Source organism: Micromonospora luteifusca (genome assembly GCF_016907275.1).
GTDB classification, from domain to species: domain Bacteria; phylum Actinomycetota; class Actinomycetes; order Mycobacteriales; family Micromonosporaceae; genus Micromonospora; species Micromonospora luteifusca.
Genome location: NZ_JAFBBP010000001.1, coordinates 1522339 through 1548280, shown reverse-complemented (window position 1 = coordinate 1548280; position 25942 = coordinate 1522339). Strand labels below are relative to the sequence as shown.

The 25942-nt window shown below is 72.0% G+C and carries 25 protein-coding genes; 17 read left to right on the top strand and 8 right to left on the bottom strand.

The window, feature by feature from the left end; all coding sequences use genetic code 11:
* Window positions 1–12: 12 nt before the first annotated feature.
* Window positions 13–603: a TetR/AcrR family transcriptional regulator gene (locus tag JOD64_RS06535; protein WP_204941413.1), complete on the bottom strand. Its 591-nt coding sequence runs from the start codon at window positions 601–603 to the stop codon at window positions 13–15.
* A 127-nt stretch (window positions 604–730) separates the two neighbouring features.
* Here JOD64_RS06535 and JOD64_RS06530 point away from each other — a divergent pair, with 127 nt between their 5' ends.
* The 4 genes from JOD64_RS06530 (at window position 731) to JOD64_RS06515 (ending at window position 4541) form a co-directional block, all read left to right on the top strand.
* Window positions 731–1594, top strand: coding sequence for an SDR family oxidoreductase (locus JOD64_RS06530; protein ID WP_204941412.1), 864 nt, complete (start codon window positions 731–733; stop codon window positions 1592–1594).
* A gap of 157 nt (window positions 1595–1751) precedes the next feature.
* Window positions 1752–2975 (top strand): epoxide hydrolase family protein, encoded by a 1224-nt coding sequence (locus JOD64_RS06525; RefSeq protein WP_204941411.1) that lies wholly within the window; start codon window positions 1752–1754, stop codon window positions 2973–2975.
* On the top strand, window positions 2976–3917 hold the full coding sequence (locus tag JOD64_RS06520; RefSeq protein WP_204941410.1) for a redoxin family protein: 942 nt from the start codon (window positions 2976–2978) through the stop codon (window positions 3915–3917). It abuts the gene before it with no gap.
* 36 nt (window positions 3918–3953) lie between these two features.
* Window positions 3954–4541, top strand: a complete 588-nt coding sequence (locus JOD64_RS06515) for a GNAT family N-acetyltransferase (RefSeq protein WP_204941409.1) — start codon at window positions 3954–3956, stop codon at window positions 4539–4541.
* Window positions 4542–4608: 67 nt separating this feature from the next.
* Here JOD64_RS06515 and JOD64_RS06510 read toward each other — a convergent pair whose 3' ends face one another.
* Both JOD64_RS06510 and JOD64_RS06505 read right to left on the bottom strand, forming a co-directional pair.
* Window positions 4609–5139, bottom strand: a complete 531-nt coding sequence (locus JOD64_RS06510; RefSeq protein ID WP_204941408.1) for a hypothetical protein — start codon at window positions 5137–5139, stop codon at window positions 4609–4611.
* Window positions 5140–5173: 34 nt separating this feature from the next.
* Window positions 5174–5821, bottom strand: a complete 648-nt coding sequence (locus JOD64_RS06505; protein WP_204941407.1) for a GrpB family protein — start codon at window positions 5819–5821, stop codon at window positions 5174–5176.
* A gap of 89 nt (window positions 5822–5910) precedes the next feature.
* Between JOD64_RS06505 and JOD64_RS06500 the strand changes: the two genes are divergently transcribed.
* Together JOD64_RS06500 and JOD64_RS06495 are read left to right on the top strand one after the other, a co-directional pair.
* Window positions 5911–6243, top strand: coding sequence for a PadR family transcriptional regulator (locus JOD64_RS06500; protein WP_204941406.1), 333 nt, complete (start codon window positions 5911–5913; stop codon window positions 6241–6243).
* Window positions 6237–7226, top strand: a complete 990-nt coding sequence (locus JOD64_RS06495) for a hypothetical protein (protein WP_239559435.1) — start codon at window positions 6237–6239, stop codon at window positions 7224–7226. Before JOD64_RS06500 ends, JOD64_RS06495 begins: the two co-directional genes overlap by 7 nt.
* A gap of 10 nt (window positions 7227–7236) precedes the next feature.
* Here JOD64_RS06495 and JOD64_RS06490 read toward each other — a convergent pair whose 3' ends face one another.
* The gene (locus tag JOD64_RS06490; protein WP_204941405.1) at window positions 7237–7734 is read right to left on the bottom strand and encodes an NUDIX hydrolase; all 498 of its coding nucleotides are present in this window, start codon (window positions 7732–7734) and stop codon (window positions 7237–7239) included.
* A 192-nt stretch (window positions 7735–7926) separates the two neighbouring features.
* On the opposite strand from JOD64_RS06490, the gene JOD64_RS06485 reads away from it, so the two are divergent.
* The 4 genes from JOD64_RS06485 to npdG all read left to right on the top strand — a co-directional run bounded on the left by JOD64_RS06485 (window position 7927) and on the right by npdG (window position 11476).
* On the top strand, window positions 7927–8130 hold the full coding sequence (locus tag JOD64_RS06485) for a hypothetical protein (RefSeq protein WP_204941404.1): 204 nt from the start codon (window positions 7927–7929) through the stop codon (window positions 8128–8130).
* An 82-nt stretch (window positions 8131–8212) separates the two neighbouring features.
* Complete coding sequence (locus tag JOD64_RS33435) at window positions 8213–9091, top strand: histone (protein WP_204941403.1); 879 nt, start codon at window positions 8213–8215, stop codon at window positions 9089–9091.
* Window positions 9092–9188: 97 nt separating this feature from the next.
* Entirely contained in the window at window positions 9189–10619 is a 1431-nt protein-coding gene (locus JOD64_RS06475; protein WP_204941402.1) for an RNB domain-containing ribonuclease, read from the top strand.
* A 158-nt stretch (window positions 10620–10777) separates the two neighbouring features.
* Complete coding sequence (gene npdG / locus JOD64_RS06470) at window positions 10778–11476, top strand: NADPH-dependent F420 reductase (protein ID WP_204941401.1); 699 nt, start codon at window positions 10778–10780, stop codon at window positions 11474–11476.
* 115 nt (window positions 11477–11591) lie between these two features.
* On the opposite strand, the gene panB is transcribed toward npdG, so the two are convergent.
* Both panB and JOD64_RS06460 read right to left on the bottom strand, forming a co-directional pair.
* Entirely contained in the window at window positions 11592–12437 is an 846-nt protein-coding gene (gene panB, locus JOD64_RS06465; RefSeq protein WP_204941400.1) for a 3-methyl-2-oxobutanoate hydroxymethyltransferase, read from the bottom strand.
* A gap of 223 nt (window positions 12438–12660) precedes the next feature.
* Window positions 12661–14418, bottom strand: a complete 1758-nt coding sequence (locus JOD64_RS06460) for an NAD+ synthase (RefSeq protein WP_204941399.1) — start codon at window positions 14416–14418, stop codon at window positions 12661–12663.
* Window positions 14419–14702: 284 nt separating this feature from the next.
* Between JOD64_RS06460 and glnA the strand changes: the two genes are divergently transcribed.
* The 3 genes from glnA to JOD64_RS06445 all read left to right on the top strand — a co-directional run bounded on the left by glnA (window position 14703) and on the right by JOD64_RS06445 (window position 17339).
* The gene (glnA, locus tag JOD64_RS06455) at window positions 14703–16052 is read left to right on the top strand and encodes a type I glutamate--ammonia ligase (RefSeq protein WP_204941398.1); all 1350 of its coding nucleotides are present in this window, start codon (window positions 14703–14705) and stop codon (window positions 16050–16052) included.
* 65 nt (window positions 16053–16117) lie between these two features.
* Window positions 16118–16810, top strand: coding sequence for a helix-turn-helix transcriptional regulator (locus JOD64_RS06450; protein ID WP_204941397.1), 693 nt, complete (start codon window positions 16118–16120; stop codon window positions 16808–16810).
* Window positions 16811–16961: 151 nt separating this feature from the next.
* Window positions 16962–17339 (top strand): VOC family protein, encoded by a 378-nt coding sequence (locus tag JOD64_RS06445; protein ID WP_204941396.1) that lies wholly within the window; start codon window positions 16962–16964, stop codon window positions 17337–17339.
* Between the two features lie 313 nt (window positions 17340–17652).
* Here the strand turns inward: JOD64_RS06445 and JOD64_RS06440 are convergent, their stop codons facing one another.
* A complete protein-coding gene (locus JOD64_RS06440; RefSeq protein ID WP_204945934.1) occupies window positions 17653–18165 on the bottom strand; it encodes a hypothetical protein in 513 nt (170 codons plus the stop codon).
* Between the two features lie 182 nt (window positions 18166–18347).
* Between JOD64_RS06440 and JOD64_RS06435 the strand changes: the two genes are divergently transcribed.
* Window positions 18348–19232 carry a Vgb family protein gene (locus JOD64_RS06435; protein ID WP_204941395.1) on the top strand — a complete coding sequence of 295 codons (885 nt, stop codon included), beginning with the start codon at window positions 18348–18350 and terminating at the stop codon, window positions 19230–19232.
* Between the two features lie 107 nt (window positions 19233–19339).
* On the opposite strand, the gene JOD64_RS06430 is transcribed toward JOD64_RS06435, so the two are convergent.
* Window positions 19340–20275, bottom strand: a complete 936-nt coding sequence (locus JOD64_RS06430) for a S66 peptidase family protein (RefSeq protein ID WP_204941394.1) — start codon at window positions 20273–20275, stop codon at window positions 19340–19342.
* 132 nt (window positions 20276–20407) lie between these two features.
* Between JOD64_RS06430 and JOD64_RS06425 the strand changes: the two genes are divergently transcribed.
* The 3 genes from JOD64_RS06425 to JOD64_RS06415 are packed head-to-tail and all read left to right on the top strand — an operon-like array spanning window position 20408 to window position 25891.
* On the top strand, window positions 20408–21175 hold the full coding sequence (locus tag JOD64_RS06425) for a type 1 glutamine amidotransferase (protein ID WP_204941393.1): 768 nt from the start codon (window positions 20408–20410) through the stop codon (window positions 21173–21175).
* Complete coding sequence (locus JOD64_RS06420) at window positions 21175–24267, top strand: bifunctional [glutamine synthetase] adenylyltransferase/[glutamine synthetase]-adenylyl-L-tyrosine phosphorylase (protein WP_204941392.1); 3093 nt, start codon at window positions 21175–21177, stop codon at window positions 24265–24267. The genes JOD64_RS06425 and JOD64_RS06420 overlap by 1 nt, the downstream gene beginning before the upstream one ends.
* Window positions 24260–25891 (top strand): hypothetical protein, encoded by a 1632-nt coding sequence (locus JOD64_RS06415; RefSeq protein ID WP_204941391.1) that lies wholly within the window; start codon window positions 24260–24262, stop codon window positions 25889–25891. Before JOD64_RS06420 ends, JOD64_RS06415 begins: the two co-directional genes overlap by 8 nt.
* The last annotated feature ends 51 nt before the right edge of the window (window positions 25892–25942 follow it).

Below are 25942 nucleotides of genomic sequence, written 5' to 3'. Positions count from 1 at the left end.
GGGTGGCGGGCACTACCGGGGGCGCAGCCCGTTGAGGGCGGTGGCGACGACGAGGTCGGCGTACTCGGCGGTGAGCGGCCCACTGCGTTGCAGCCATCGGTTGAGCACCGGCCCCCAGATCATGTCCACCGCCACGTCGAGGTCGACGCCCTCGGCGAGTTGCCCCGCCCGCTGGGCGCTGCGCAGGCGCTGGCGTTTGGCCTCCTTCAGCGGCCCGTCCAACCGTTCGGCGTAGGCCGCTGCCAACTCGGGGTCGAGCGCGATCTCGGTGGCCAGCGCGCGCATCGGTTGCTCGTACCGGGGATCGTTCATCTCCGCGACCGTGGCGCGAAGCACCAGGGTCAGGTCTGCCGCCAGGTCACCGGTGTCCGGCAACATCGGCGGCTCACCCTCGGTGCCCTCGCTGAGCATGAGGAAGGCGTCGAAGATGACCGCGCCCTTCGACGGCCACCAGCGGTAGATGGTCTGTTTGCCGACGCCGGCACGCGCGGCGATGCCCTCGATGCTGACCTTTGCGTAGCCGACCTCCTGGAGCAGGTCGAAGGCCGCGGTCAGGATGGCGCGCCGCGACGTCTCGTTCCGGCGGGCCGTGTTGGGCGTCATGGGGGATCACCTTACCAGTGACGAGACGGACCGTCTCGTCTTGACGGTGGCGATGGGTTGACCTAGTCTCGTCCCAGTGACGAGACGGACCGTCTCGTCTCGCATCAAGGGGAGTGGAGACACCGACATGCGCACCTCATCCCACGCCGCCGCCCCGCGGACCTGGTTCATCACCGGCGCCAGCCGCGGCCTCGGCCGCGCCTTCGCCGACGCCGCTCTGGAACGCGGTGACCGGGTGGTCGCCGCCGCCCGGACCATCGCCCGGGACGACTTCGACGAGCGGCACGCGGACCGGTTGCTGGCCCTGACCCTCGACGTGACCGACCGGACGGCGGTCGCCGCCGCCGTGGCCACCGCCGTCGAGCACTTCGGACGGCTCGACATCGTCGTCAACAACGCCGGCACCCTGTCCATGGGCATGATCGAAGAGTTCACCGAGGCTGAGGCGCGAGCCCAGTTCGAGGTCAACCTCTTCGGCGCGCTCTGGGTCAGTCAGGCCGTGCTGCCGCACCTGCGCGCCCAACGGTCCGGTCACATCGTGCAGGTCTCCAGCATCGCCGCGCTCGGTGGCTTTCCGAGCACCGGCATGTACAGCGCAAGCAAGTTCGCACTGGAAGGCATGAGTGAAGCCCTGGCGATGGAGGCGGCAGCCTTCGGCGTCAAGCTCAGCATCGTGCAGCCGGGCGGCTACTGGACCGACCTCTACAGCAGTCTGAGCGCCACCACTCCGTTGGAGGCCTATGCGCCGCTCCGCGCCGAGCTGGAGCGACAGTGGGCGGACGGCTCGATCGACAGCCAGCCCCGGCTGGCCGCCGAGGCGCTGCTGCGACTGGTCGACAGCGACGACCCGCCGCTGCGGCTCCTGCTCGGGAGCATGGTGTACGACCTGGCGTTCGACGTCTCCCGTCGGCGGATGGACACCTGGGCGGCTTGGGAGCAGGTCAGTCGAGCGGCCGAGCACGCCGTCGCGGCCCCCGGACATGACCAGTGAGGGACTACTCGTATCGCCACGGGCCCCGGGTGCGGCGTTCTAGGCTCCGAGATATGGCGGCGGCGTGCCCATCTCGAATCGGCACATAAGTCCGGGCAGTGCCTTCACCCCATGATTTCTCCTCGCGAGGCGCAAACCTAGACGGAGAGGAACACGCATGGCTGTCACAACGAAGACTCGTCCGGGCACCACGGAGATTCGGCCGTTCACGGTCGACATTCCCCAGGCCGACCTTGATGACCTGAAGAGGCGCATCGCGGCCACTCGCTGGCCGGAAAAGGAAACGGTGCCCGACCAGTCGCAGGGTGTGCAACTCGCGACCATGCAGACGCTCGCCCGCTATTGGGAGAAGGAATACGACTGGCGCAAGGTCGAGGCGAGGCTGAACGCCCTGCCGCAGTTCATGACCCAGATCGACGGCCTCGACATCCACTTCCTCCACATTCGCTCGAAGCACGATGACGCGTTGCCGCTCATCATCACCCACGGGTGGCCCGGCTCCGTGATCGAGCAGATGAAGATTATCGACCCGCTCACCAACCCCACGGCACACGGCGGCAGCGCATCGGACGCCTTCCACCTGGTGATCCCCTCGATGCCCGGCTACGGCTTCTCGGGCAAGCCGAGCAAGCCCGGCTGGGATCCGGAACACATCGCCACTGCGTGGACGGAGCTGATGAAGCGCCTCGGCTACACGCGGTTCGTGGCGCAGGGCGGCGACTGGGGGGCGCTCATCTCGGAGATGATGGCGGTGCAGGCGCCTCCGGAACTGCTCGGCATCCACGTCAACATGCCCGGCGTGTATCCGCCGGAGATCGATGCGTTGCTCCAGTCCGGTATCACCGGAGCCAACAACCCGCTGGATTCGCTCCCAGGTAATCTCTCGAACGACGAGAAGCGCGCCTGTGAGCAGGCGGACTTCTTCTGGAAGCACTCCAGCTACGCCCTCGAGATGGGGCGCGCGCAGACGTTGACCGGGTTGGCCGATTCGCCCATCGCCTTGGCGACCTACATGCTCGACCATGACGCGGCCAGCCTGAAAATGCTCTCCGAGTCCATTGCCGGACAGCCCAGAGGCATCACACCAGAGGATGTCCTCGACAACATCACGCTCTACTGGTTGACGAACACGGGGGTTTCCTCGGCTCGCCTCTACGCCGAGAACGCGCTCTCCTTCTTCGCGGCCAAGGGCATCACCATCCCGGTGGCCGTGAGCGTGTTTCCCGACGAGCTCTACGAGGCGCCGCAGAGTTGGGCCGAGCAGGCGTACTCGAACCTCATCTACTACAACAAGCTCGACAAGGGCGGGCACTTCGCGGCCTGGGAGCAGCCGAAGATCTTCTCCGAGGAGCTTCGCGCCGCCTTCCGGTCGCTTCGCTAGATGGCCGTGCACCTGCCCCCGCTGAACGGGGCGGCCGAGTGGCTCAACTCCGAGCCACTCGGCCCCGCCGACCTGCGAGGCCGCGTCGTGCTCGTGAACTTCTGGACGTTGACGTGCATCAACTGGCTGCGCCAGGAGCCGTACGTCCGTGCCTGGTCGCAGGCCTACCGCGGGGACGGGCTGGTCGTCATCGGCGTGCACACGCCGGAGTTCTCGTTCGAGCACGAGGTCGACTGGGTGCGACGGGCGGTGGCGGCGCGATCGATCGACTATCCGGTCGCGGTCGACAACGACTACGCGATCTGGAGGGCCTTCGACAACTACTACTGGCCGGCGCTCTACTCCGTCGACACCGACGGGGTCATCCGCGACGAACACTTCGGCGAGGGCCGCTACGAGCAGTCCGAGCAGGTTCTCCAGCAGTTGCTCGGCATCGAGCGCGAACTCGTACCCGTCGAGGGTTTCGGGCCGGAGGCAGAGGCCGACTGGGGCAACCTGCGTACGCCCGAGACGTACCTCGGTCTCAGCCGCGGCGAACACTTCGCGTCGCCGAACGGCCCGGCGCTCGACGAACGCCGCGATTACGAGCTGCCGGCGAGCCTGGGCCTCAACCAGTGGGCCCTGACGGGCGCGTGGACGATCGGGTCGGAGAGCGTCGTGCTCGACGGGGCCGGCGGCGGCATCGCCGTCCGGTTCCACGCACGCGACGCGCATCTCGTGCTCGCTCCCAGGGCAGGACAGCCGATCCCGTTCCGGGTGCTTCTCGACGGGGCAGCTCCCGGCCCGTCCCACGGCGTCGACGTCGACGAAGACGGCAACGGCGTGCTGGCGGACGGCCGTCTCTACCAGCTCGTCCGCCAGGACGGCGCGGTCGCCGAGCGGACCCTGGAAATCACGTTCGGCGAGCCTGGCGCCGCCGCGTACGCCTTCACCTTCGGGTAGGGCTTGGCGACCGGGGTCGGGATAGTGTCGACTGCTGTGACAACGCCTGAGATCACCATCGCCACCCCAGCGGACCGCGATGCGGTAGTAGGTTCGCTGGTCGCCGCGTTCGTCAAGGATCCCATCCTGCGGCACCTGTTCCCCGACGAGGAAACCTACCCGCGGTACGCCGCCACCTTCTTCGGGCGCCTCTTCGACAAGCGGGTGCACCGGTCATCGATCTGGACGATCGGCGGCGGCGCGTCCGTGGCCATCTGGGAGCCACCGGCCGGGCAACCCGCTGAGCCGCCGGCCGCCAGCCACGGGTCGCCGGAGGAAGCTTCCTACCCCGCCGACGTGCTGGCCCGGGTCCAGGCCTACGACGAGACCGTGCACGCCGCGCTGCCGACCTACCCGTTCTGGTATCTCGGCGTCCTGGGCACCCACCCCGACAGCGCCGGACGCGGCTGGGGCCGGGCCGTCATGAGGGCCGGGCTGGATCGCGTCGCCGAAGAAGGCCTGCCGGCGATCCTGGAGACCAGTAACCCGGGCAACGTCGAGCTGTACCGCCGTGCTGGTTGGGAGGTGGTCGGCTCCATGTCGGAGCCCGTGCCCACCTGGATCATGCAGCAGTCGCCGCGCTGAGCACCGCGAACCACCTGCCCCACCAGGCCGTTCGACCAACGCTTCGACTGCCCCTGACGTGGCGCGCTCACCCGCTGGTCAGCGGGACCGACTGCCCTTGACGTACGTCGAGGACCACCCGTTCGCCTAGCGGTTGGGCCAGATTGAGGGTGGCCGTGCGGGAGTAGCCCGCCATGGGACACACCTCGATGGTGTCGTGGTACTGCGCGATGACGATGACCACGACGGCGTTGACCGACTCGACAGACTCCGCGTGGTAGTCGGCGCCGCACCTTTCGGTGGCGGGTCCCCGAGTGCCGGTGAAGGTGACGGTCAACTGTGTAGCGGACCGGGCGCCGGTCACTGATTCGATGGCGATGCCCGGCGGGGAGTTCCACGGTGGCGGTGACGGCGTGACGGTTCCCGCGTCACCTGCGTCGGTGACCGCCTGGTCGTACCGGGCCAAGGCTTCGCGCGCCTGCTGACGCAGCTCACCGAGGCTCTCCCCGCGGGGCAGCGCGGCGTCGACCTCGGCACTCCCGTCGGTGTCGCACCCAGCGAGCACCGCCGCAGCCGCAGCCGCCGCCGCAACCCCGACCGTCCAGTGCCGTCGCGCCATCGCAGACCACCCTCGCCGCCATCTATCACCAGGATTATCGACCGTCGGCGTCGTTTGTCTCGCCCCCCTTCTCGACGGCATCAGCCGCTGCTGAGGCGGCGAAGATGCGCGCGTAGATCTCGTCGATGACGTCGTTCTTCGCCAGGCTGTAGTCGCGAGGGCGGTGCGCGGTGTCCCGCGCGAGGCGTCGCTTGGTCGCGGCGTACAGCTTCCGGTCCTGCGGATGCGAGCGCAGCCAGTCGCGGAAGAGCCGATGCCGGACGGGTTCGGGCGCAGCCCGCGGCCAGACGTGCAGGTTGACGTCCTCGGTGGTGCTGAGGAGCATCCGGTGCCCGTGCCACCATGGCTCCCGCAGGACGAGCCGGTATCCGAGCCGTTCCAGGGCCGGGAGATAGGTGGTCTCCTCGGCGGTGTCCTCGATGATGAGGTCGATGTCGATGACGGGTTTGGCCGCCAGCCCCGGCACCGCGGTCGACCCGACGTGTTCCACGCCGATGATCAGGCCACCCAACGTCTCGGTGAGTGACGAGCGGAGGGCGGTGAAGCGCTGCGCCCAGGTCGGGTCGTAGTCCTCGATGACGACGGATCCCCAGGTCCGTGGCGGCTCACCCACCAGGCCGGCGTCCACCTGCTCGGGGGTGCCGTGGAAGCGCTGCACGACGTCCTGCGGATACTCGGCCATGACGACCTCCAGGAAGAGAAGCAAAGTCCGCCAGGTTACGACATCGGCGAGGTCCCCACCCCTATGTAGAGTTCCGATACAGTGGCCGGATGAGGATCACCATTCCGGTCGCGAAGGTGCTCGCGGCGCTGCTCGCCGAGCCCGACGAGCAGCGCTACGGGCTGGACCTGATGCGATTGACCGGCCTGCCCAGCGGCACCCTCTATCCGGTGCTGCACCGGTTGCAGGGGGCCGGCTGGCTGGCCGCCGACTGGGAGGCGATCGACCCCGTCGCGGTCGGCCGGCCGGCCCGTCGCTACTACCGTCTGACGGCCGAAGGGGTGGCGCAGGCCCGGCGGGTGCTCGCCGACCTGCGTGCCGCGATCCCCGACAGTCGTCCCTCGTGGGGCGGCACCGAGCCGACCGGAGCGCCGGCATGGTGACCCGCCGCGTTGCCGAGCTGTTGCTGGCGATGGCCGCGCGCCGCTGGCCGGCCGACGTCCGAGACGACCTGCGTCGCGAGTGGGCCGCCGAGTTGCACGTTCTCGCCGAGACCGGGAGCCGGACGAAGATGGTCGGCTTCGCGGTGAGCCTCGCCGTCAGCCGGGCCGGCGCCCCGCTCGTCGATCGCAGGCTGATGCATCAGCGGGCTCGCCGCACCGCGGCTGCGCTGCTGCTGTCTCCGATCGCCTGCCTCGGAATCGTGGTCGGCGGCGCGGCCGCCCTGTTCCGAATTCAGGTCTGGCAGACGGGAGCGAACTGGTCGGACCAGACGCTCACGCTGTTCTGGACGGCGCTCACCGTCGCGTTGGCGGTGCCGCTGGCGGTGCTTGCCGCCCGCTGGGCCCGGCACACCGCACTCGACGGTCCGCTGCGCATCGCGCTCGGCGTGGTGCTCCCCATCGGTGCGGTCGCCGTTCCGCTCCTGTACGTCATCTACCCGGAAGACCTGCCCCGCGCCGTACCCGGTCTGCTGCTCTGGTTGGCCGGCCTGACGCTGGCGCTCTGGGCCGCGGCGAGCCTCGCCGCCCGCAATCGACTCCGCGCGGCCTGGTGGGTGGGCGTCCTCGGCGCGCTCGCCGCCGCCGACCTCGCGGTGATTCTCGCCGTCTTCGACGCTGCTTCGGCAGGCGTCGGCGCTGGCCCGGTCGTCGGTGCGACAGCAATGGACAGCGTCGACCGCATCTCCGCGCCGCTGTGGCTCTTCGTCGCCTGGACGGACTGGAACATCGGCCTACCCCGGCCCACCATCTCCTGGGGGATCTTCGAGATCATCACCAACCATGTGGCGCTGGAACCCATGCTCTACCTGGCGTTCATGCCCTACGCGGTCGCATATGCCATCCGGGCGGGCCGGTCGGCGCCCGCCGCGCCGGTCGCTCACGCACCAACTCCGACGCCAACGCCGACCCCCTCGTCGGTCTGAACCGCGCACCTCAGTCGGGCACGTCGTCCCACGTCGTGCCCGGCTCCAGGTAACCGGCCAACTGGTTCTCGCGCAACGCGTACGCGAGGACCAGCAGAGCGTGCTTGTCCAACTGGGGCAGCCGGTCCAACGAGAACCACCGCACGGCCAACGACTCGTCGTCGTTGACCCGGGCGGTGCCGGACACCAGTCGGCACAGGAAACCCAGGTTCAGGTATTCGCACTGGTCCCCGTTGGGGTACGTGTGCGGGTGCGAGACGGCGCTGGACATCCGCACCGGCGCCACGTCCAGACCCGTCTCCTCCCGCACCTCGCGGACCAGCGCGGTGGCCGGCTGCTCGCCCGGCTCGACGAAGCCGCTGATCACCGACCAGCGCCCGTCGTCGGCACGCTGACCGAGCAGCAGCTCCCCGGCGTCGTTGCGGACCACCGCGCTGACGCTGGGCAGCCAGAGCAGATCGTGGCCGACGTGCTTGCGCATTCCCACGATGTATTCCGGTACGGCCATCCGGCGATCATAGGCCGCGCCCCCACGGCCAGCGCCGACCCGCGCCGCCGGTGCGTGGCGGAACCGCTGATCGTTTTGGCCTTATTTCCGGTGTTTCAGTCCGAGCGGCGGCATGCATATCTACTGTGGAGAAGGTCGGCGACTTGCGCGATCCGGTGGCGGCCGGTCGGTTCCCAGTGCACAGTGATTCCCATGAGCGACAGCGGACGTGGTGGGCAGTTCTACTGGTGCACCCGGCACCACCGGGTCGAGACGGACGCCGACGTGTGCCCGGCAAAGCACGTCCTCGGCCCGTACGACTCGGCGGCCGACGCGGAGAACGCCCTGCAACGAGTGCAGGAGCGGAACGAGGCGTGGGATGCCGAGGACGCTCGGTGGGCCGGGGAGGAGAAGTAGGCGGCGCGGAACGGCCCGTGCCGAGATATTTCGTGCTCCGCGAGGACGCACGCGAGAGCACGTCCCCAAGGAGGGAACCACGATGGCCGAAGCACAGCAGGCCACCACCCGCCCGGCCGCCCGACGCACCACCGCGAAGAAGACCGCCGCCGCGGAGCGGAACACGGCGGCGAGCCGGACCACCCCCGTCCGCAAGTCCACGGCGGGCGCGACGGCGGCGAAGGCCCCGGCCCGGAAGGCTGCCGGCGGCGCGGGACGCGCCCCGGCGACGAAGACCACCACGGCGGCCAAGAAGGCCCCCGCGAAGAAGGCCACCACCAAGGCCACCACGAAGGCGTCCACCGCGGCCAAGAAGGCACCGGCGAAGACCTCGACCGCCGCCCGCAAGACGACCGCCACCGCCAAGCGGACCCCGGCGTCGGCGGCGAGGAAGACCACCGCCGCCGCGAAGAAGACCACCGGTACGGCGAAGAAGACGGTGAGCGCGGCCAAGAAGACCGCGACCTCGGCGGCGAAGAAGACCACCGCAGCGGCGAAGGCACCAGCGCGCAAGACCACGACCGCGGCGAAGGCACCGGCGCGTAAGACCGCGACCGCGGCGAAGGCGACAGCGCGTAAGACCGCGACCAAGTCCTCCGCCGTCAGGAAGACAGCGGTGAAGAAGACGGTCGCTGCGAAGACGGCCGCCAAGAAGGCGCCCGCGACGAAGACCGCGTCCACCCGCCCCAGCGGTGGCGCCCGCAAGGCACCGGCGAAGACGGCCCCGGCCGCGAAGGTGACGGGCACCTCCTCGACCACCGCGCGCAAGGCGGCGGCGAAGAAGGCACCGGCGAAGAAGACCGTCGCGGCCAAAGCGCCGGCCCGCAAGGTGACCGTCCGTAAGTCGCCGGCCCGCCCGGTGGCCGCACGGGCCACCACCCCCCGGGGTACGCGCAGCACCGTCCGGAAGGCCACTGGCTGAGCGAGCGGGTCCCGTCCACCCACCCGGTTGTGGGCCGGTCGGATTTCTCGGCCGGTCACCGGAAGCGGATCACCCGCGGCGCTGTCAGGATTGACCCGTGGTCATCCGACGCGTACTCGCGCCCCGCATCGACTTCGGCGCGCTGCGCCGCGAACTCGGCCTGCCCGAGGAGTTTCCAACCGACGCTCAGCGTGAGGCCGACGAGGCCGCCGCCGCACCGCCCCGGCCGCCCGTCGACCGCACCGACGTACCGTTCGTCACGGTCGATCCGGCCACCTCCCGCGACCTGGACCAGGCGATGCACCTCGCCCGCCGCCCCGGTGGCGGCTACCGGGTGCGGTACGCGATCGCCGACGTCGCCGCGCACGTCACCCCGGGCGGCGCCTTGGAGGCGGAGACCTGGCGGCGAGGGCAGACCATCTACCTGCCCGATGGGAACGTGCCGCTGCATCCCCGATCCCTCAGCGAGGGCGCCGCCAGCCTGCTGCCCGACGACGACCGGGCCGCGGTGATCTGGACCATCGACCTGGACGCCGACGGCGGCACAGTGGCCGTGGAGCTGGAACGCGCGATGGTCCGCAGCCGGGCCAAACTCGACTACACCGGGGTGCAGGCCGCAGCCGACGCCGGTCGACTACCCGACCCGATCGCGCTGCTGCCCGAGATCGGCGACCGACTCACGGCCCGAGGGCTGCGACGCGGCGCCATCAACCTTCCGCTGCCCGAGCAGGATCTGGAGCCCGACGGTGAGGGCTGGCGGCTGGTCCTGCGCGCGCCAGCGCCGATGGAGGAGCACAACGCCCAGATCTCCCTGCTGACCGGGATGGCCGCCGCCGACATCATGCTGGCCGGCCGGGTCGGCGTGCTGCGTACCATGCCAGCGCCGAAACCGGAGGCGGTGCAGCGGCTACGGGCCGCCGCCGCGCCGCTGGGCGTGCACTGGCCGGACGGCGCCCACGCGGGTCAGGTGATCGCCAACCTGGACGCAGCCCAGCCCCGCGCCGCCGCGTTCATCGACCAGGCAGCCGAGCTGATGCGCGGAGCCGCGTACACCGCATTCGACGGGACACCGCCGGAGCACCCGGAGCACGGCGGTGTGGCAGCCGCGTACGCCCACGTCACGGCGCCGCTGCGGCGCCTGGCCGACCGGTACGCCACAGAGGTCTGCCTGGCCCTGCACGCGGGCCGGCCGGTGCCCGACTGGGCCCACGCCGCGCTGCCCCGGCTGCCCGAGGTGATGGCGAGCACCGACCGGACCGCCTCAGCGGCCGCCCGGGGTGCCGTCGAGCTGGCCGAGGCGGTGCTGCTGGCGGACCGGGTGGGCGAGACCTTCGACGCGGCCGTGCTGGACGTCGACGCCCCGCCCAACGGCCGGTCCCGGCCCCGACCCCCCGGCGGCACGGTGGCGTTGGACGCCCCACCGGTACGCGGCCGATGCCTCGGCCAACTGCCGCTCGGCGAACGGGTCCGGGTCCGACTCGTCACCGCCGACCCGGCGGCCCGCACAGTCCTGTTCGAGCTGGCCTGACCCGGCCACCTTCCCGCCGCCGGGCTCGGGCCTGGCGCAGACCGTGGTCCTCTGCCCGGCGGGTGGGCTCGCTCCCGGCTTCCGGCCGCCCGCCCGGGCAGCGGGCTTGTCACAGCCTCGGCGCTGCTGCCGAGCTGGCGGTTTGCGAGGATGAACCCATGGCATACGACGCGAGCACGCTGCCCGACGTGTCCGGGCTGACGGTCGGCATCATCGGTGGTACCGGCGACCAGGGGCGTGGTCTCGCCTACCGGTTCGCGCGGGCCGGGCAGACGGTGCTGATCGGCTCCCGGTCCGCCGAGCGGGCCGCCGAGTCCGCAGCTGAGATCGCCGCCCTGCCCGGGATCCCGACCGGCGGCAGCGTCACCGGTGCGGCCAACGACGAGGTGGCGCGCCGTAGCGACGTGGTGATCATCGCGGTGCCGTGGGACGGGCACGCCGCCACCGTCGCCGCCCTCGCCGAGCCGCTCGCCGGCCGCATCGTCATCGACTGCGTCAACCCGCTCGGCTTCGACAAGCAGGGCCCGTACGCGTTGACCGTCGCCGAAGGCAGCGCCGTGCAGCAGGCCGCCGCGTTGCTGCCCGACTCCCGGGTCTGCGCGGCGTTCAACCACGTCAGTGCCCCGCTGCTGGCCGACCCGGAGATCGACCGGATCGACCTGGACGTGCTGATCTGCACCGAGGACCGCGAGTTGGTCGACATCGTCGGCGCGCTCGCCGCCCGGATCCCCGGGATGCGCGGCATCTACGCCGGCCGGCTGCGCAACGCCCACCAGATCGAGGCGTTCACCGCCAACCTGATCGCCATCAACAAGCGCTACAAGGCACACGCCGGCATCCGCGTCACCGACATCTGATCACGCTCACGAGCGCTGCCCACGGACCACGTCTGGATCGAACGCCGGTCCCAGCTTGGGCGGCGGGACCGGCCGGTGGCGCGGGAACTCCGTGGTCGGCCCCGCCGCTGCGGCTCTAGAAGGTGTGCTCGGCGGTGGGGAACTCGCCGCCGCGAACCTCGTCGGCGAAACGGCGGGTGGCGTCGGTGAGAGCGCCAGCCAGGTCCGCGTACCGCTTGACGAAGCGCGGTGCCTTGCCGGTGCGCAGTCCGGCCATGTCCTGCCAGACCAGCACCTGCGCATCGGTGTCCGGGCCGGCGCCGATGCCGACCGTGGGGATCGGCAGTTCGTGGGTGATCCGCTTGGCGACCTCGCCGGGCACCATTTCCAGCACCACCGCGAACGCACCCGCCTCCGTCACCGCCCGTGCGTCGGCGAGCACCTCGTCGGCGGTGTCGCCCCGGCCCTGCACGCGGTAGCCGCCCAGGGTGTGCTCGCTCTGCGGGGTGAAGCCGATGTGCGCCATCACCGGAATGCCAGCACCGACGATCGCGGCGATCTGCGCGGCACAGCGGCGACCACCCTCCAGTTTCACCGCGTGGCAGCCACCTTCCTTCATGAACCGGACGGCGGTGCGCAGCGCCTGGGCCGGGCCCTCCTCGTACGAGCCGAACGGCAGGTCACCGACGACCAGTGCCTGCCGGGTCGCCCGCACCACGGCCCGCACCAGCGGAAGCAGTTCGTCGGCGGTGACCGGCAGGGTCGTCTCGTAGCCGAAGACGTTGTTCGCGGCCGAGTCGCCGACCAGCAGCACCGGGACACCGGCCTGGTCGAAGATCGACGCCGTGTACTGGTCGTACGAGGTGAGCATCGGCCACCGTTCGCCGCGCTCCTTGGCGGCGAGCAGGTCGCGGGTGCGGACCCGACGGGTGGCCGGTCCGCCGTACAGCGCGGTCACCTCGTTCGGAGTGGACTCCACCATCTCTGTCTCCCTTCCTCGAGGCCGCCTGCGCGGTCCCCGGGTTCTGTCGCGATCGTCGCACCGCGGGGCGGGGTGACGGCAGAGCCCAGTGCAAGATGTCACTCCACGGCGAGGCCACCGCGACAGCCCGGCGAGGCCGCCGCACGAGCCCGGCGAGGCCGTCGCGAGCGGTCCGCGTGACGGCGTCGGGCCGTCCAACCGACCCGACGCCCACGGGTACGGCTCAGCCGTGCTCGCGCCACCGGTTGGTGATGGGCAGACGGCGGTCCCGGCCGAACGCCTTCATGGAGATCTTCGTGCCCGGCGCCGACTGCCGTCGCTTGTACTCGGCGGTATCCACCAGCCGCAGCACCTTGTCCACCACCGCCGGGTCGTGACCCGACTCGACCAGCCCGTCGCGGCCGAGGTCGCCGTCGACGTAGCCGATCAGGATCGGGTCCAGGACGTCGTACTCGGGCAGGCTGTCGCTGTCGAGTTGGCCCGGGCTCAGCTCGGCGCTCGGCGGCTTGCCGATCGAGTTCTCCGGGATCGGGGCGGTCTCACCGCGCCGGATCGCGTCCTTGTTGCGCCACTTCGCGAGCCGCCAGATCAGCGTCTTCCAGACGTCCTTGACCGGGTTGAAGCCACCCACCGAGTCGCCGTACAGGGTGGAGTAGCCGACCGCCAGTTCGCTCTTGTTGCCGGTGGTCAACACCAGGTGGCCCTCCTGGTTCGACAGCGCCATCAGGATCACGCCGCGAACCCGGGCCTGGAGGTTCTCCACGGCGAGCCCGGACAGCGACAGGTTGGCCAGGAAGCCGTCCACCATCGGCTGGATGGGCTCGACGCGGTAGTCCAGGCCGGTGCGCTTGGCCAGATCGGCCGCGTCCTCCCGGGAATGCTCGGAGGAGTGCTGGCTGGGCAGCGACACCCCGACCACCCGGTCCGGTCCCAGCGCGTCGACGGCGAGCGCGGCCACCACCGCCGAGTCGATGCCGCCGGAGAGACCGAGCACCACCGAGGGGAAACGGTTCTTGTTGACGTAGTCGCGCAGGCCCAGCACCAGCGCCTGCCACACCTCGGCCTCGTCGGCCACCGGCTCGATCAGCCCGCCGGTGACGGCCGGGCCGGACGGCGTCGGCGGAATGCCGTCCAAGGTGCTGTGCACGATCCGCATGTCGTCCGCCAGCGTCTCGGTGGTCGGCGGGGTGGCGGCGGCCGGCAGTTCGATGTCGTGCACGAGCAGGTGCTCGACGAACTGCGGGGCCCGGGTGAGCAGCTCACCGTCGGCGCTCACGATCATCGAGTCGCCCTCGAAGACCAGCTCGTCCTGGCCGCCGGTCATGTTGACGTACGCGATGGCGGCACCCGCCTCGGCGGCCCGGCGGCGGACCAGCGGCAGCCGGATGTCGTCCTTGTTCAGCTCGTACGGCGAGCCGTTGATGTTGACCACCAGGCCGACGCCGGCCCTCCGGGCGGCGGCGAACGGACCGCCGGCCTGCCACAGGTCCTCGCAGATGGTCAGCGCGACGTCCACGCCGCCGATCCGCACCACCGTCAGCGCGTCACCGGAGATGAAGTACCGGTCCTCGTCGAAGACGCCGTAGTTGGGCAGGTGGTGCTTGAAGTAGCGGGCGGCCACCACACCCCGGTGCAGCAGCGCGGCGGCGTTGCGGGCGCCCCGGCCGGGCTCCGCGTCCCCGCTGACCTGCGGCGGGCCGTCGGCGTCCAGGTAACCGACCACCACCGGCAGCTCGCCGAGGCCGTCGGCGGCGAGGTCGGCCGCGAGCCGTTCCAGGGCGGCCCGGGACGCGGCCACGAAGGAGCGCCGGAAGACCAGATCCTCGACCGGGTAACCGGTGAGCATCATTTCCGGGAAGAGCACCAGCTGGGCACCGGCATCGGCAGCCTGGCGAGTCCAGCTGCGGACCAGGTCGGCATTTCCGGCGAGGTCGCCGACGCTCGGGTTGACCTGGGACAGGGCGAGACGCAGGGTGGGCATGTCCTCATCTTGCCCCAGCCTCCACGCGACAATCCGTACCCTCCGACGAGATTGCCGCCACCTGCCGCGACGGGCGCTCCCCGGGCCGCAGCGGCAGAAGCCCGGCCGTCGTGGCGGCGGACGTGCCGGCACGGCTGGGGTCCGCGCTCGCCGGGCGGGACACGAGGGGACGGCCGGCGACAGTTCGCGTAACGTCTGCGTAACCAGGCCCGGTAAGACTGGGCGATCAGGTCGGGTGCAGCCCGGCCGAGGCGGACAGAAGAGTGTCGCGAGGGGTTGGGGAAGTGGACCGTCAGCAGGAGTTCGTCCTCCGGACGCTGGAAGAGCGGGACATCCGGTTCGTCCGGCTGTGGTTCACCGACGTGCTGGGCACGCTCAAGAGCGTCTCGGTGGCGCCCGCCGAACTGGAGGCGGCCTTCGAAGAGGGCATCGGCTTCGACGGCTCGGCGATCGAGGGCTTCGCCCGGGTCTTCGAATCGGACATGGTGGCCATGCCCGACCCGACCACCTTCCAGGTGTTCCCCTTCGAGGGCGGGGTCAGCGGCGAGAGCGCCCGGATGTTCTGCGACATCCTGCTGCCCGACGGTGGGCCCTCCTGGGCCGACCCCCGGCACGTGCTGCGCCGCGCGCTGTCCAAGGCCGCCGAGAAGGGCTTCACCTTCTACACCCACCCCGAGATCGAGTTCTTCCTGCTGGAGAACGGCCCTCAGGACGGCTCGGTGCCCATCCCGGTCGACACCGGCGGCTACTTCGAGCACACCACCCACGCCGTGGCTCGGGACTTCCGCCGACAGGGCGTACTGGCGCTGGAGCGGATCGGCATCTCGGTGGAGTTCAGCCACCACGAGGTCGCGCCCGGCCAGCAGGAGATCGACCTGCGCTACGCCGACGCCCTCACCACCGCCGACAACATCATGACCTTCCGGCACGTGGTCAAGGAGGTGGCGCTCTCCACCGGAGTGCAGGCCAGCTTCATGCCGAAGCCGTTCACCGACCAGCCGGGCAGTGGGATGCACACCCACCTGTCACTGTTCGAGGGGGAGCGCAACGCCTTCCACGACAGCGGCGACCCGATGAAGCTGTCCAAGGTGGCGAAGTCGTTCATCGCCGGCCTCCTGGTGCACGCCCGGGAATACACCGCGGTCACCAACCAGTGGGTCAACTCGTACAAGCGGCTCTTCCCGCAGCACCTGCCGGACCGCATCACCGAAAGCCCCGCGTACGTCTGCTGGGGTCACCTCAACCGGTCCGCGCTGGTCCGGGTCCCCGCGTACGGCAAGCCCAACTCGGCCCGGGTCGAGGTCCGCTCGCTGGACTCGGCGGCCAACCCGTACCTGGCCTTCGCGGTGCTGCTCGGTGCCGGCATGAAGGGCATCGAGGAGGGGTACGAGCTGCCGCCGGGCGCCGAGGACGACGTCTGGTCACTGACCAGCGCGGAGCGGCGTGCCATGGGCTACGAGGCGCTGCCGGAGAACCTCGCCGAGGCGATCGACGTGATGGAAGGCTCCGAGCTGGTCGCCGAGGTGCTCGGCGAGCACGTCTTCGACTTCTTCCTGCGCAACAAGCGGGCCGAGTGGGAGCAGTACCGCCGTGAGGTCACCCCGTACGAGCGGCAGCGCTACCTGGCGCTGTAGCCGCAGGCGCTGGAGCATCCGCACGAGCTTGGTCGTCGTCGTACCCCGGTCGTAGCGTGCCGGGCATGAACCGCACGGACCGCCTCTACGCCCTGGTCGAGGAGCTGCGGGCGGTGTCGCCACGGCCGCGCAGCGCCCGCTGGCTGGCCGCGCGCTTCGAGGTGAGCAGCCGGACCATCGAACGGGACCTCGGCGCGCTGCAGGAAGCCGGGGTGCCGATCTGGGCCGAGCCCGGGCGCACCGGCGGTTACGTCCTGGACCGCGCCCGCACGCTGCCTCCGGTCAACCTGACCGCCGCCGAGGCGGTGGCGATGGCCGTGGCGCTGCACCGGCTCGCCGGCACGCCGTTCGCCGGGCCGGGCGCCACCGCGCTACGCAAGCTGGTGGCGGTGCTGCCAGCGGCCGACGCCGCCGAGGCGCACCGTCTCGCCGGCCGCGTACACCTGATCGGCGACGGGCCGGCCACGCCCGTCCCGGCCACCGTCGCCGACGCGGTCGCCGCGCGGCGGGTGCTGCGCATCCGGTACGCGGACTGCGCCGGCACCGACTCGATCCGTGCCGTCGAGCCGCTCGGCTACCTCGGCAACTCCCGACACTGGTACCTGCTCGCCTGGTGCCGGATGCGCGACGAACTGCGGTGCTTCCGCACCGACCGGATCCGGAGCGTCCAGGCGCTGCCGGACGTGGTGGTCCGGGAGTTCCGCCCGACGGATCTCGACATCCCGCACGAACGGGTCCGCCCGTTGAGCCTGGTCTGAAACGCGTCGACGCGCGGTTCTGCGGATCACCCGGCCGGGAGAAACTCCGCCGGGTGATCCGGAAACACCGACAGGACGCTGTCGCGGACGCCCCCGAGACTGCTCCAGAAGACGGCCGTACGGCCAGCACGGGAAACTCTGGAGGCAGTAGATGTCCACGACACCCATCACGTGGTTCGAGATCGGCACCGACCGGCCGGAGGAGGCGGAGCGCTTCTACGGAGAGCTGTTCGGCTGGACCTTCGAGGAGCAGGGCTCGGCCAACGGCGGGTCCTACCGCGTGACCGGGGCCGGTGGCGACACCGGGATCGGCGGGGCGATCCGGGCGACCGACGGGACGTCGCCCAACTACGCGGTGTTCTACGCCGAGGTCGCCGACGTGGCGGAAACCTGCCGGCAGGCCGAGGCGGCCGGCGGCCAGGTGCTGGTGCCGGCGCGTACGGCACCGAGCGGGCTCAGCCTGGCCCACCTGCTCGACCCGGCCGGCAACCACCTGGGCGTGTTCGCGCCCCCGCCCAAGCAGGACTGACGCTCCCGCGCCGGGTTGGCCCCAGCCGGGGCTGACGGCGGGCCTGAGTTGGGCTGACGGGCTTGAGTCGGGCTGACGGCCTGGAGTCGGGTTGGCGGCATGAGCCAGGGTCGGCCGGTGGGCCTCGGGCGGTGATCGACTCCAGATCGGCGATGTGGCGGTGTCCGAGTGCCTGGGATACCGCCACATCGCCGACATTGAGTGGATCAAGCCGGACGGCCCGCCCCGTGCCGACACGACGGCCGAGCGGCGGACCCGCCGAGCGGCGTCGGGCCGGGCCTGGGCGAGGTCGGCCAGGCTCTGCCCTACGGGGTCACTTGCTGGGCGTACCCGCGGGACTGCCCGGACCACCCTGACTGCCCGAGCCGCCGTGACCGCCCGGGCCACCGTGACCGCCCGGACCGCGGTGGCCGCCCGGGCCGGGGAAGACGCCGGCCTCGACGGCCTTGGTGATCGCGTCGGCCTGCTCCTGGGTGAGCTTGCCGTCCTTGACCGCCTGGGCCAGCCGCTCCTTGAGCGCGGCCTGCCGGTCCTCGCCGGACGGCCGCTGCGGGTGCTGCGGACGGTCGGCTCGGTGCTGCTCGCGGATCTTCTTCAGCGCGGCGGTCACCTTGTCGGCGGGGACGCCCAACTCCTTGGCGAGTGCGTCGGCGAACTCACCCTGCCGGTCGGCCTTCGCTCCGGGAGCCGGGGCCGTGCTGGCGCTCGGTGCCGGTGTGGGGGTTTCCGCGGCGAACGCGATCGTCGGGGCCGCGATCCCGACGCCGAGGACGCCGGCGGTGGCCAGGCCGGCCAGCAGGTGCTTCCTACGGATGGTGCGGGACATGCTGTCCTCCAGATGCTCGGTCATCGTGCAATGTCCCTACCGACAGTGACGAGGGAGTCTGGGTGCGACCCGTGGCGAACCTGTCAGCGGGCTGACAATTGATGCGCGGGCGGTGAAATCGGTTGCGTCGTTGCTGGACGGGCGTTCAGGGTTGGCGATCCACCGGCGAAAGGACGCAGCTCGTGACGACCGTTGAGATTCGGGAGATTCCGCTGGCCGCGCCGGCCGCTGGCCCGTACGGCATCACGGCCGGCCCCGACGGCGCGTTGTGGCTGACGCTGGTCCACGCCGGTGGGGTCGCCCGTTTGGGGGCTGACGGAGTGGTCCGCACCTACCCGCTGGATCCGGCCGGTGGCCGCCCGCTGATCATCACCACGGGGCCGGACGACGCCCTCTGGTTCACTCGCTCCGGGGACGACCGGATCGGTCGGATCACCGTCGACGGCGAGCAGCGCACGATCGCCCTGCCGGCCGGCACCGGACCGGGCGGCATCGCCGCCGGCCCCGATGGCGCACTCTGGTACGCCGGGATGACCTCCGACACGATCGGTCGGGTGGACACCGACGGCACGGTCACCGCATTCCCGCTGCCGGTGACCGGCGGGTTCGCCTCGATGATCGCTGCCGGCGCGGACGATGCCCTCTGGTTCACCCTCAACCAGGCGAACGCGATCGGCCGGATCGACCTCGACGGCAGGGCGACCCTGCACCCGTTGCCCACCGAGAACGCCGGCCCGGTCGGCATCACCCTCGGCGGCGACGGTGCCATCTGGTTCGTGGAAATCGCAGCCGGTCAGCTCGGTCGGGTCGACCCGGATGGCGCGATCGCCGAGTATCCGCTGCCGGACCGGTCGGCCCGTCCGCACGCGATCGTGGCGGACCCGGCCGGCGGCGCCTGGTTCACCGAGTGGGGTGCGAACCGGATCGGTCACATCGATCCCGCCGGCCGGATAGACAGCTACGACCTGCCCACCCCGCACGCCGAACCGCACGGCATCACACTCACCCCCGAAGGCGTCTGGGCCGCCCTGGAGATCGGCGCCGTAGCCCACCTGACAGCCGCCTAACCTCCACCCCCACCCCGCCTGGTGATCAAGAGGTTTGCGTCAGGATCGCGCCCAGAAATGACGCAAACCTCTTGATCACCAGGGTGGGGGTGTGGGGTGGGGTGGGGTTATTGGACTGCGGGGGCGGCTGTCAGGGTGCCGGCGTTGACGTCGAGGGTCGCTCTGGTGCCGAGGGGAACGGTCAACTGGCCGGGGCCGTGACCGATGGGGAGACCGCCGAGCACCGGTACGCCCAGGTCGCCGAGCCGTTCGGTGAGCACGTCGACGATCGTGGTGTCCCAGCCGTCCCCGCAATCGGTGAACTGCCCGACCGCCACCCCGGCCAGCCCGTCCAGCGCGCCGGCCCGGCGCAGGTGAGTGAGCATCCGGTCGACCTTGTACGGGGGCTCCTGCACATCCTCGATCAACAGCACCGCACCGGTCAGGTCGGGCAGGTCCGGTGTGCCGATCGACGCGGCGATCAGGCACAGGTTGCCGCCGAGCAGGGTGCCGGTGGCGCGACCCGGGACGCGTACACCGAAGGTTTCCTCGGTGGGCACCGCGGCGATCGACACCGGCTCGGTCGTCATGAGCGCGGCGTGCAGGGACTCGGCGGAGCGCAGCGGGGTCCGCTCGTCCCGCCAGGCCGCTCCCGGGCCGTGCACACCGGCCAACCGGGCACCCCGCCACAGCGCGAACTGCAGCGCGGTGATGTCCGAGAAGCCGGCCACCACCTTCGGGTCGCGGCGGACGGCGGCCATGTCGATGGCATCCACGATCCGCTGGGCGCCGTACCCGCCCCGGGTGCAGATCACCCCACGAATCTCCGGGTCGGCGAAAGCCGCGTTCAGGTCGGCGGCGCGCAGGTCGTCGGTGCCGGCGAGGTAGCCGTGGCGGGCGTACGCGTTCGGCGCCGGCACCGGCCGCAGGCCCCAACCGATGAGCAACTCCATGCCCCGGGCCACCCGCTCCGGGGAGGTCGGCCCGGACGGAGACACCAGTAGGACCGTGTCACCTGGTCGCAGTACGGGTGGGCGGACGGCGTCGGTGTCCTCGCTGATCACAACCGCAGAGCCTAACGACCCCGCCGTCGTCGAGACCCACGCCGGGGCGGTGGGAGGCCGCGCGGGCGGTGGGAGGCTGCGCGGCCCGTGCCGGGGCGTGGCGTGGCGTGGCCTACCGGCTAGCCTCGACGGGTGGCAACCGCGCTGGTGATCGAGAACGACCCGACGAACGACGCGCGTCGGTTGGGTGAGTGGCTGACCGAGGCTGGGCTGGAGCTGTGGGTGGTTCGCCCGCACGCCGGCGACGAGCTCCCCGCCGACCTGGAGGGGTACGCGGCGCTGGTGGTGCTCGGCGGTGAGCAACAGGCGTACCCGCTGCCGGACGGCTCGCCCGGCGCACCCTGGTTTCCCGCCGTGGAGGGCCTGCTGCGCAAGGCGGTCCGGTACCGGGTTCCCACCCTGGCGGTCTGCCTGGGCGCGCAACTGCTCGCCACCGCGCACGCCGGGCTGGTCGAGCGGAGCCCGTCCGGGCCGGAGATCGGCCCGGGTGTGGTCGGCCGGCGCGACGCCGCCGAGGGCGACGCGTTGTTCCGGTACGTGCCGTTGATCCCGGACGTCCTCCAGTGGCACTCCGACGAGATCACCGAGCTGCCCCGGGGCGCCACCCTGCTGGCCGCGTCCACCCGTTACCCGCATCAGGCGTTCCGGCTCGGTGATCGGGCGTGGGGGTTGCAGTTCCACATCGAGTGCGACACCGCGATGATCGCCGACTGGGCCACCGACTCGACCCAACTCGCCGAGCTGGGCTACGACCCGGAGATGGTGGTCGCGGCCTGCGCGTCGGTGCTGGCCGACGTCGAGGAGGTCTGGCAGCCGTTCGCCGCCCGGTTCGCCGCGCTGGCCCTCGGCGAGCTGGACGACAGCACGATGCGACGCGGCCTGCCGCTGCTCGGGCACTGATGAGTCGGCCGACCAGGGCACCGGGCCGGCTCGCCCGGTACGGCTTCGGCACCGCCGAAGGCGACGGCGGCGCGCGCGCCGCGGACCTGCTCGGCCCGGACGGGCTGCGCCTGTGGCAGCCGGTCGAGCAGGAGCCGGTCGACGAGGTGGCCGGAGAGCTGCTCGCCGCGCTGTCCCGGGCCGCCGACCCGGACCTGGCGCTGCGTCAGCTGCACCGCATCGTCGAGGCCGAACGCCGCGCCGAAGCCAACGCCGAACGCCGCGTCGACGGTAGCGCGGAACGCCGCGCCGACGGCAGCGCAGACCGCCGCGCCGACGGCGTTACCGCGGAGTCGCGGCTGTTGACGGAGCTGCACTCCGACCCCGGGCTGCGGCGGCGGCTGATCGCGGTGCTCGGTGCGTCGTCGGCGCTCGGCGATCACCTGGTGGCCCATCCCGAGCACAGCGCTGCGCTGCGGACCGCGTCGGACGGGCTCGCCCCGACCGCCGAGGGGCGGCTGGAGCCGACCGACGGTGGCAACCCGGTGGCGGCGCTGCGGACCGCGTACCGGTTGGCGTTGCTGCGGATCGCGGCGGCCGACCTGACCGGCGGACGCGGCCTGGAGCAGACCATGGCCGCGCTGTCCGCGCTGGCCGACGCGACGTTGGCCGCGGCGTACGAGATCGCCGTCGCGGAGCTGGCGGAGGGCACCGAGCGGCCCCGGCTCGCGGTGGTGGCGATGGGCAAGTGCGGCGGCGACGAGCTGAACTACGTCTCCGACGTGGACGTCATCTTCGTGGCTGCCGAGGACACCGACCTGTCCGCCGCGACCCTGGTGGCGACCCGGCTGATCCACATCTGTGGGCTGGTCGCCTGGCCGGTGGACGCCGCGCTGCGCCCCGAGGGCAACCGGGGCCCCTTGGTGCGGACCCTCGCCAGTCACGTGGCCTACTACCGCCGGTGGGCGCGTACCTGGGAGTTCCAGGCGCTGCTCAAGGCCCGCCCGGCCGCCGGTGACCTGCCACTGGCCCAGGAGTGGATCGACCAGCTCGCGCCGCTGGTGTGGCGGGCGGCCGAACGACCCGAGGCGGTCGAGGACGTCCGCGCCATGCGGCGTCGGATCATCGACAACATCCCGCCGAAGGAACTGGACCGGGAGATCAAGCGTGGCCCCGGCGGGTTGCGCGACATCGAGTTCGCCGTCCAACTGCTGCAACTCGTGCACGGGCGTGGCGACGAGATGCTGCGAGCACCCGGCACCATTCCGGCACTGCGCGCGCTCGTCGCCGGCGGCTACGTCGGTCGGGCCGACGGCGAGGCGCTGCTGCGCGGCTACCGGTTCCTGCGCAGCGTCGAGCACCGGCTCCAACTGCAGGGCCTGCGCCGTACGCACACCGTGCCCGCCGAGCCAGGCGCGCTGCGCTGGCTCGCCGCCGCGCTGGGTTTCACGGCCGCGCCGGGGCGCAGCGCCGTGGAGAGCTTCCGGGCCGAGTGGGTCACCCACGCCACCGAGGTACGCCGGCTGCACGCCAAACTGCTCTACCGGCCGCTGCTGGAGTCGGTGGCCCGGGTGCCGGCCGACGGGCTGCGGCTCACTCCGGAGGCGGCCCGGCACCGGCTGGAGATCCTCGGTTTCGCCGACCCGGCCGGGGCGCTGCGCCACCTGCAGGCGCTCACCGGCGGGGTGAGTCGCACGGCGGCCATCCAGCGGACGCTGCTGCCGGTGCTGCTCAGCGAGTTCGCCGACGCGCCGGAGCCGGACCGGGGGCTGCTCAACTACCGGAAGGTCTCCGACAAGCTGGGCAGCACCCCCTGGTATCTGCGGCTGCTGCGCGACGGCGGGCCGGTCGCCCGTCGGCTGGCCCGGGTGCTCGCCCTGTCCCGGTACGTCGCCGATCTGCTCGCCCGCGACCCGGAGGCGCTGCGGCTGCTGGCCGAGGAGAACGAGCTGGCGCCGCGCTCCAGCGAGGTGCTCCGGGAGGGGTTCCTCGCGGCGGCGGCCCGGCACACCGACCCCATCGAGGCCACTCGGGCGGTGCGCGCGCTGCGACGTCGGGAGCTGGTCCGGGTGGCCTGCGCCGACCTGCTCTGCCGGGCGGGCGCGCTGGCACCCAGCCCGACCCGGACGGACGGTGCGAACCGGCCCGCCCCCGGACTGGCCGACATCACCGACGTCGGTACGGCGCTCGCCGACGTCACCGACGCCACCCTGGCCGCCGCGCTGCGGGCCGCCCAGGCCAGTCAGCCGGCTCCCGAAGGGCTGCGGTTCGCGGTGATCGGGATGGGCCGGCTCGGCGGGTACGAGTCGAACTACCTCTCCGACGCCGACGTGCTCTTCGTCTACGACCCGCCCGCCGGGGTCAGCGAGAGTGCCGCCAGCGCCGCCGCGCACGCGATCGCCGAGGAGCTGCGCCGACTGCTCGGCGTGCCCGCCCCCGACCCGCCGTTGGGCGTCGACGCCGACCTGCGCCCGGAGGGCCGGCAGGGTCCACTGGTACGCAGCCTCGCCGCGTACGCCGCGTACTACGCCCGCTGGTCGCGGGTGTGGGAGGCGCAGGCACTGCTGCGGGCTCGGTTCGTCTGCGGCGACGCCGACCTTGGCGCCGAGTTCGAGGCGATGATCGACCCGGTGCGGTACCCGGCCGAGGGGCTGACCCGCGAGCAGGTCGTCGAGATCCGCCGGATCAAGGCCCGGGTGGAGACCGAGCGGCTGCCGCGCGGGGCCGACCCGGCCACCCACACCAAGCTGGGTCGCGGCGCGCTCGCCGACGTGGAATGGGCCGTGCAACTCGTCCAACTCCGGCACGCTGGCGCGAATCCGGCGCTGCGCGGCACGCGTACCCTCGATGCCCTCGCGGCCGCCGAGCGGGCCGGCCTGATCGACCCGACGGACGCCGCGGAGATGGCCGCCGGCTGGTCCCTGGCCGCGCAGGTCCGCAACGCGTTGATGCTGGTGCGCGGCCGGGCCGGTGACCAGCTGCCCCGGCACGGAGTGGAGCTGGCGGGCGTGGTCCGGCTGCTCGGCCGCGACGACCCGGGGGAGTTCCTCGACGAGTACCTGCGCACCGGCCGCCGCTCCCGCGCCGCGGCGGAACGCGTCCTCAATGACTGACGCGTCGCCGCGCCCCCTCGGGCAGCGCACCGCAGGTGTGCGCACCGGCTGGGCGGTGGCCACCGGGGTCGCGGTGGTGCTCGCCGTCGCGTTCCTGCTCGCACCACGGATGGGCACCGACCTCGCCGCCCAGGTGGCCCGCGCCGAGTTCGCCGACCGCTACGGTGCCACTCCGGTCGACCTCGGCTGGTACGGCGGCGTCAACCAGTACGGCTACAGCCTCTTCACCGCCAGCTTGGGCGCACTGATCGGGGTCCGTCCGCTGGGGGCCGTCGCCGCTGTGCTCGGCGCGGCGGCGCTGGGTTGGCTGTTCACCCGCAACCGGGCGCGCCGGCCGCTGCTGGCCGGTGTCCTCGGCGCCGTGGTGCTGGTCGGCAACCTGGCGAGCGGCCGGATCACCTTCGCCGTCGGGCTGGCGTTCGGGCTGCTGGCGCTCTGCGCGGTCAGCGCCGAACGTCCGCCGCGTCCGCTCCGGCTGGCGCTCGCCGCCGGCTGTGCCGCCCTGGCAACGGCGGCGAGCCCGGTCGCCGGCCTGTTCACCGGGCTGGCCGGCGCGACGTTGCTGCTGGTCGCCCTGCGGCGCGGTGACGGGCCGGGCCGTCGTCTACCGGGTGGATGGCGGGTGGAGCGACCACTGGCCGAGGGCATCGTCCTGGCCGTGGCACCCGCTGTCACGCTGGCTCCGATCGCGGTGCTCTTCGGCAACGGAGGCACCCAGCCGTACTCCGCCGAGTCGATGCGGATCAACGTCGCGCTCGCCGTGCTGGTGGCGGTCGTGCTGCCGCGTCGCCGCCGGGTGCTGCGCGTCGGCGCGGTGCTCACCGTGCTGCTCCTGGTCGGGGCCTACTACGTGCCCAGCCCGATCGGTTCCAACGCGCTGCGCCTGCCGCTGCTCTTCGCGCTGCCCGTGCTGGCCGGGTACGCCCCGCTGCCCGGGCCGTGGCTGGCCGGGCTGCTCGCCGCGACCGTGTGGTGGCAGTCCCCGGTGATGACGAGCGACGTCACCCGGGCCGGCGCCGCGGAGAGCGCCCCGGAGTTCCACCAACCGCTCGTCGCGGAACTTGAGCGGCGGCAGCCGGTCGGGCGGATCGAGGTGGTGCCGCTGCGGGACCACTGGGAGTCCGCGTACCTGCCACCGACGGTGCCGCTCGCCCGCGGCTGGGAACGCCAGGTCGACACCGACCGCAACTCGCTGTTCTACGACGGCACCCTGAACGCCCAGACCTACGAGCAGTGGCTCCGCGACGAGGCGGTCACCTACGTGGCGCTCGCCCCGGATGCCCCCGCCGACCGGTGGGGCCGCGACGAGGCCGCGCTGATCCGCGGCGGCCTGCCGTACCTGCGGGAGGTCTGGCGTGATCCGACCTGGCGCATGTACGCGGTGGTCGACCCGACGCCGCTGGTCGGAGCCCCGGGCCAGTTCGTCACCGCCGACCGCGCCTCGATCCGGCTGACCGCGACGCCCGGTGACGTACCGATCCGGGTGCGGTGGTCGCGCTGGCTGTCGCTGAGTGGCCCGGACGGCTGCGTGCGACCCGGCGCGGACGGGTGGACCGAGGTTCGAGTTCGCGCCGCCGGTGACTACTCGATCTCAAGCGGCCTCGTACCCGCGAACCACTGCTGACCGGCCGGGGACGCACCCGACCCGGTGCCTGCCGTCGGCCGCCGACCAACC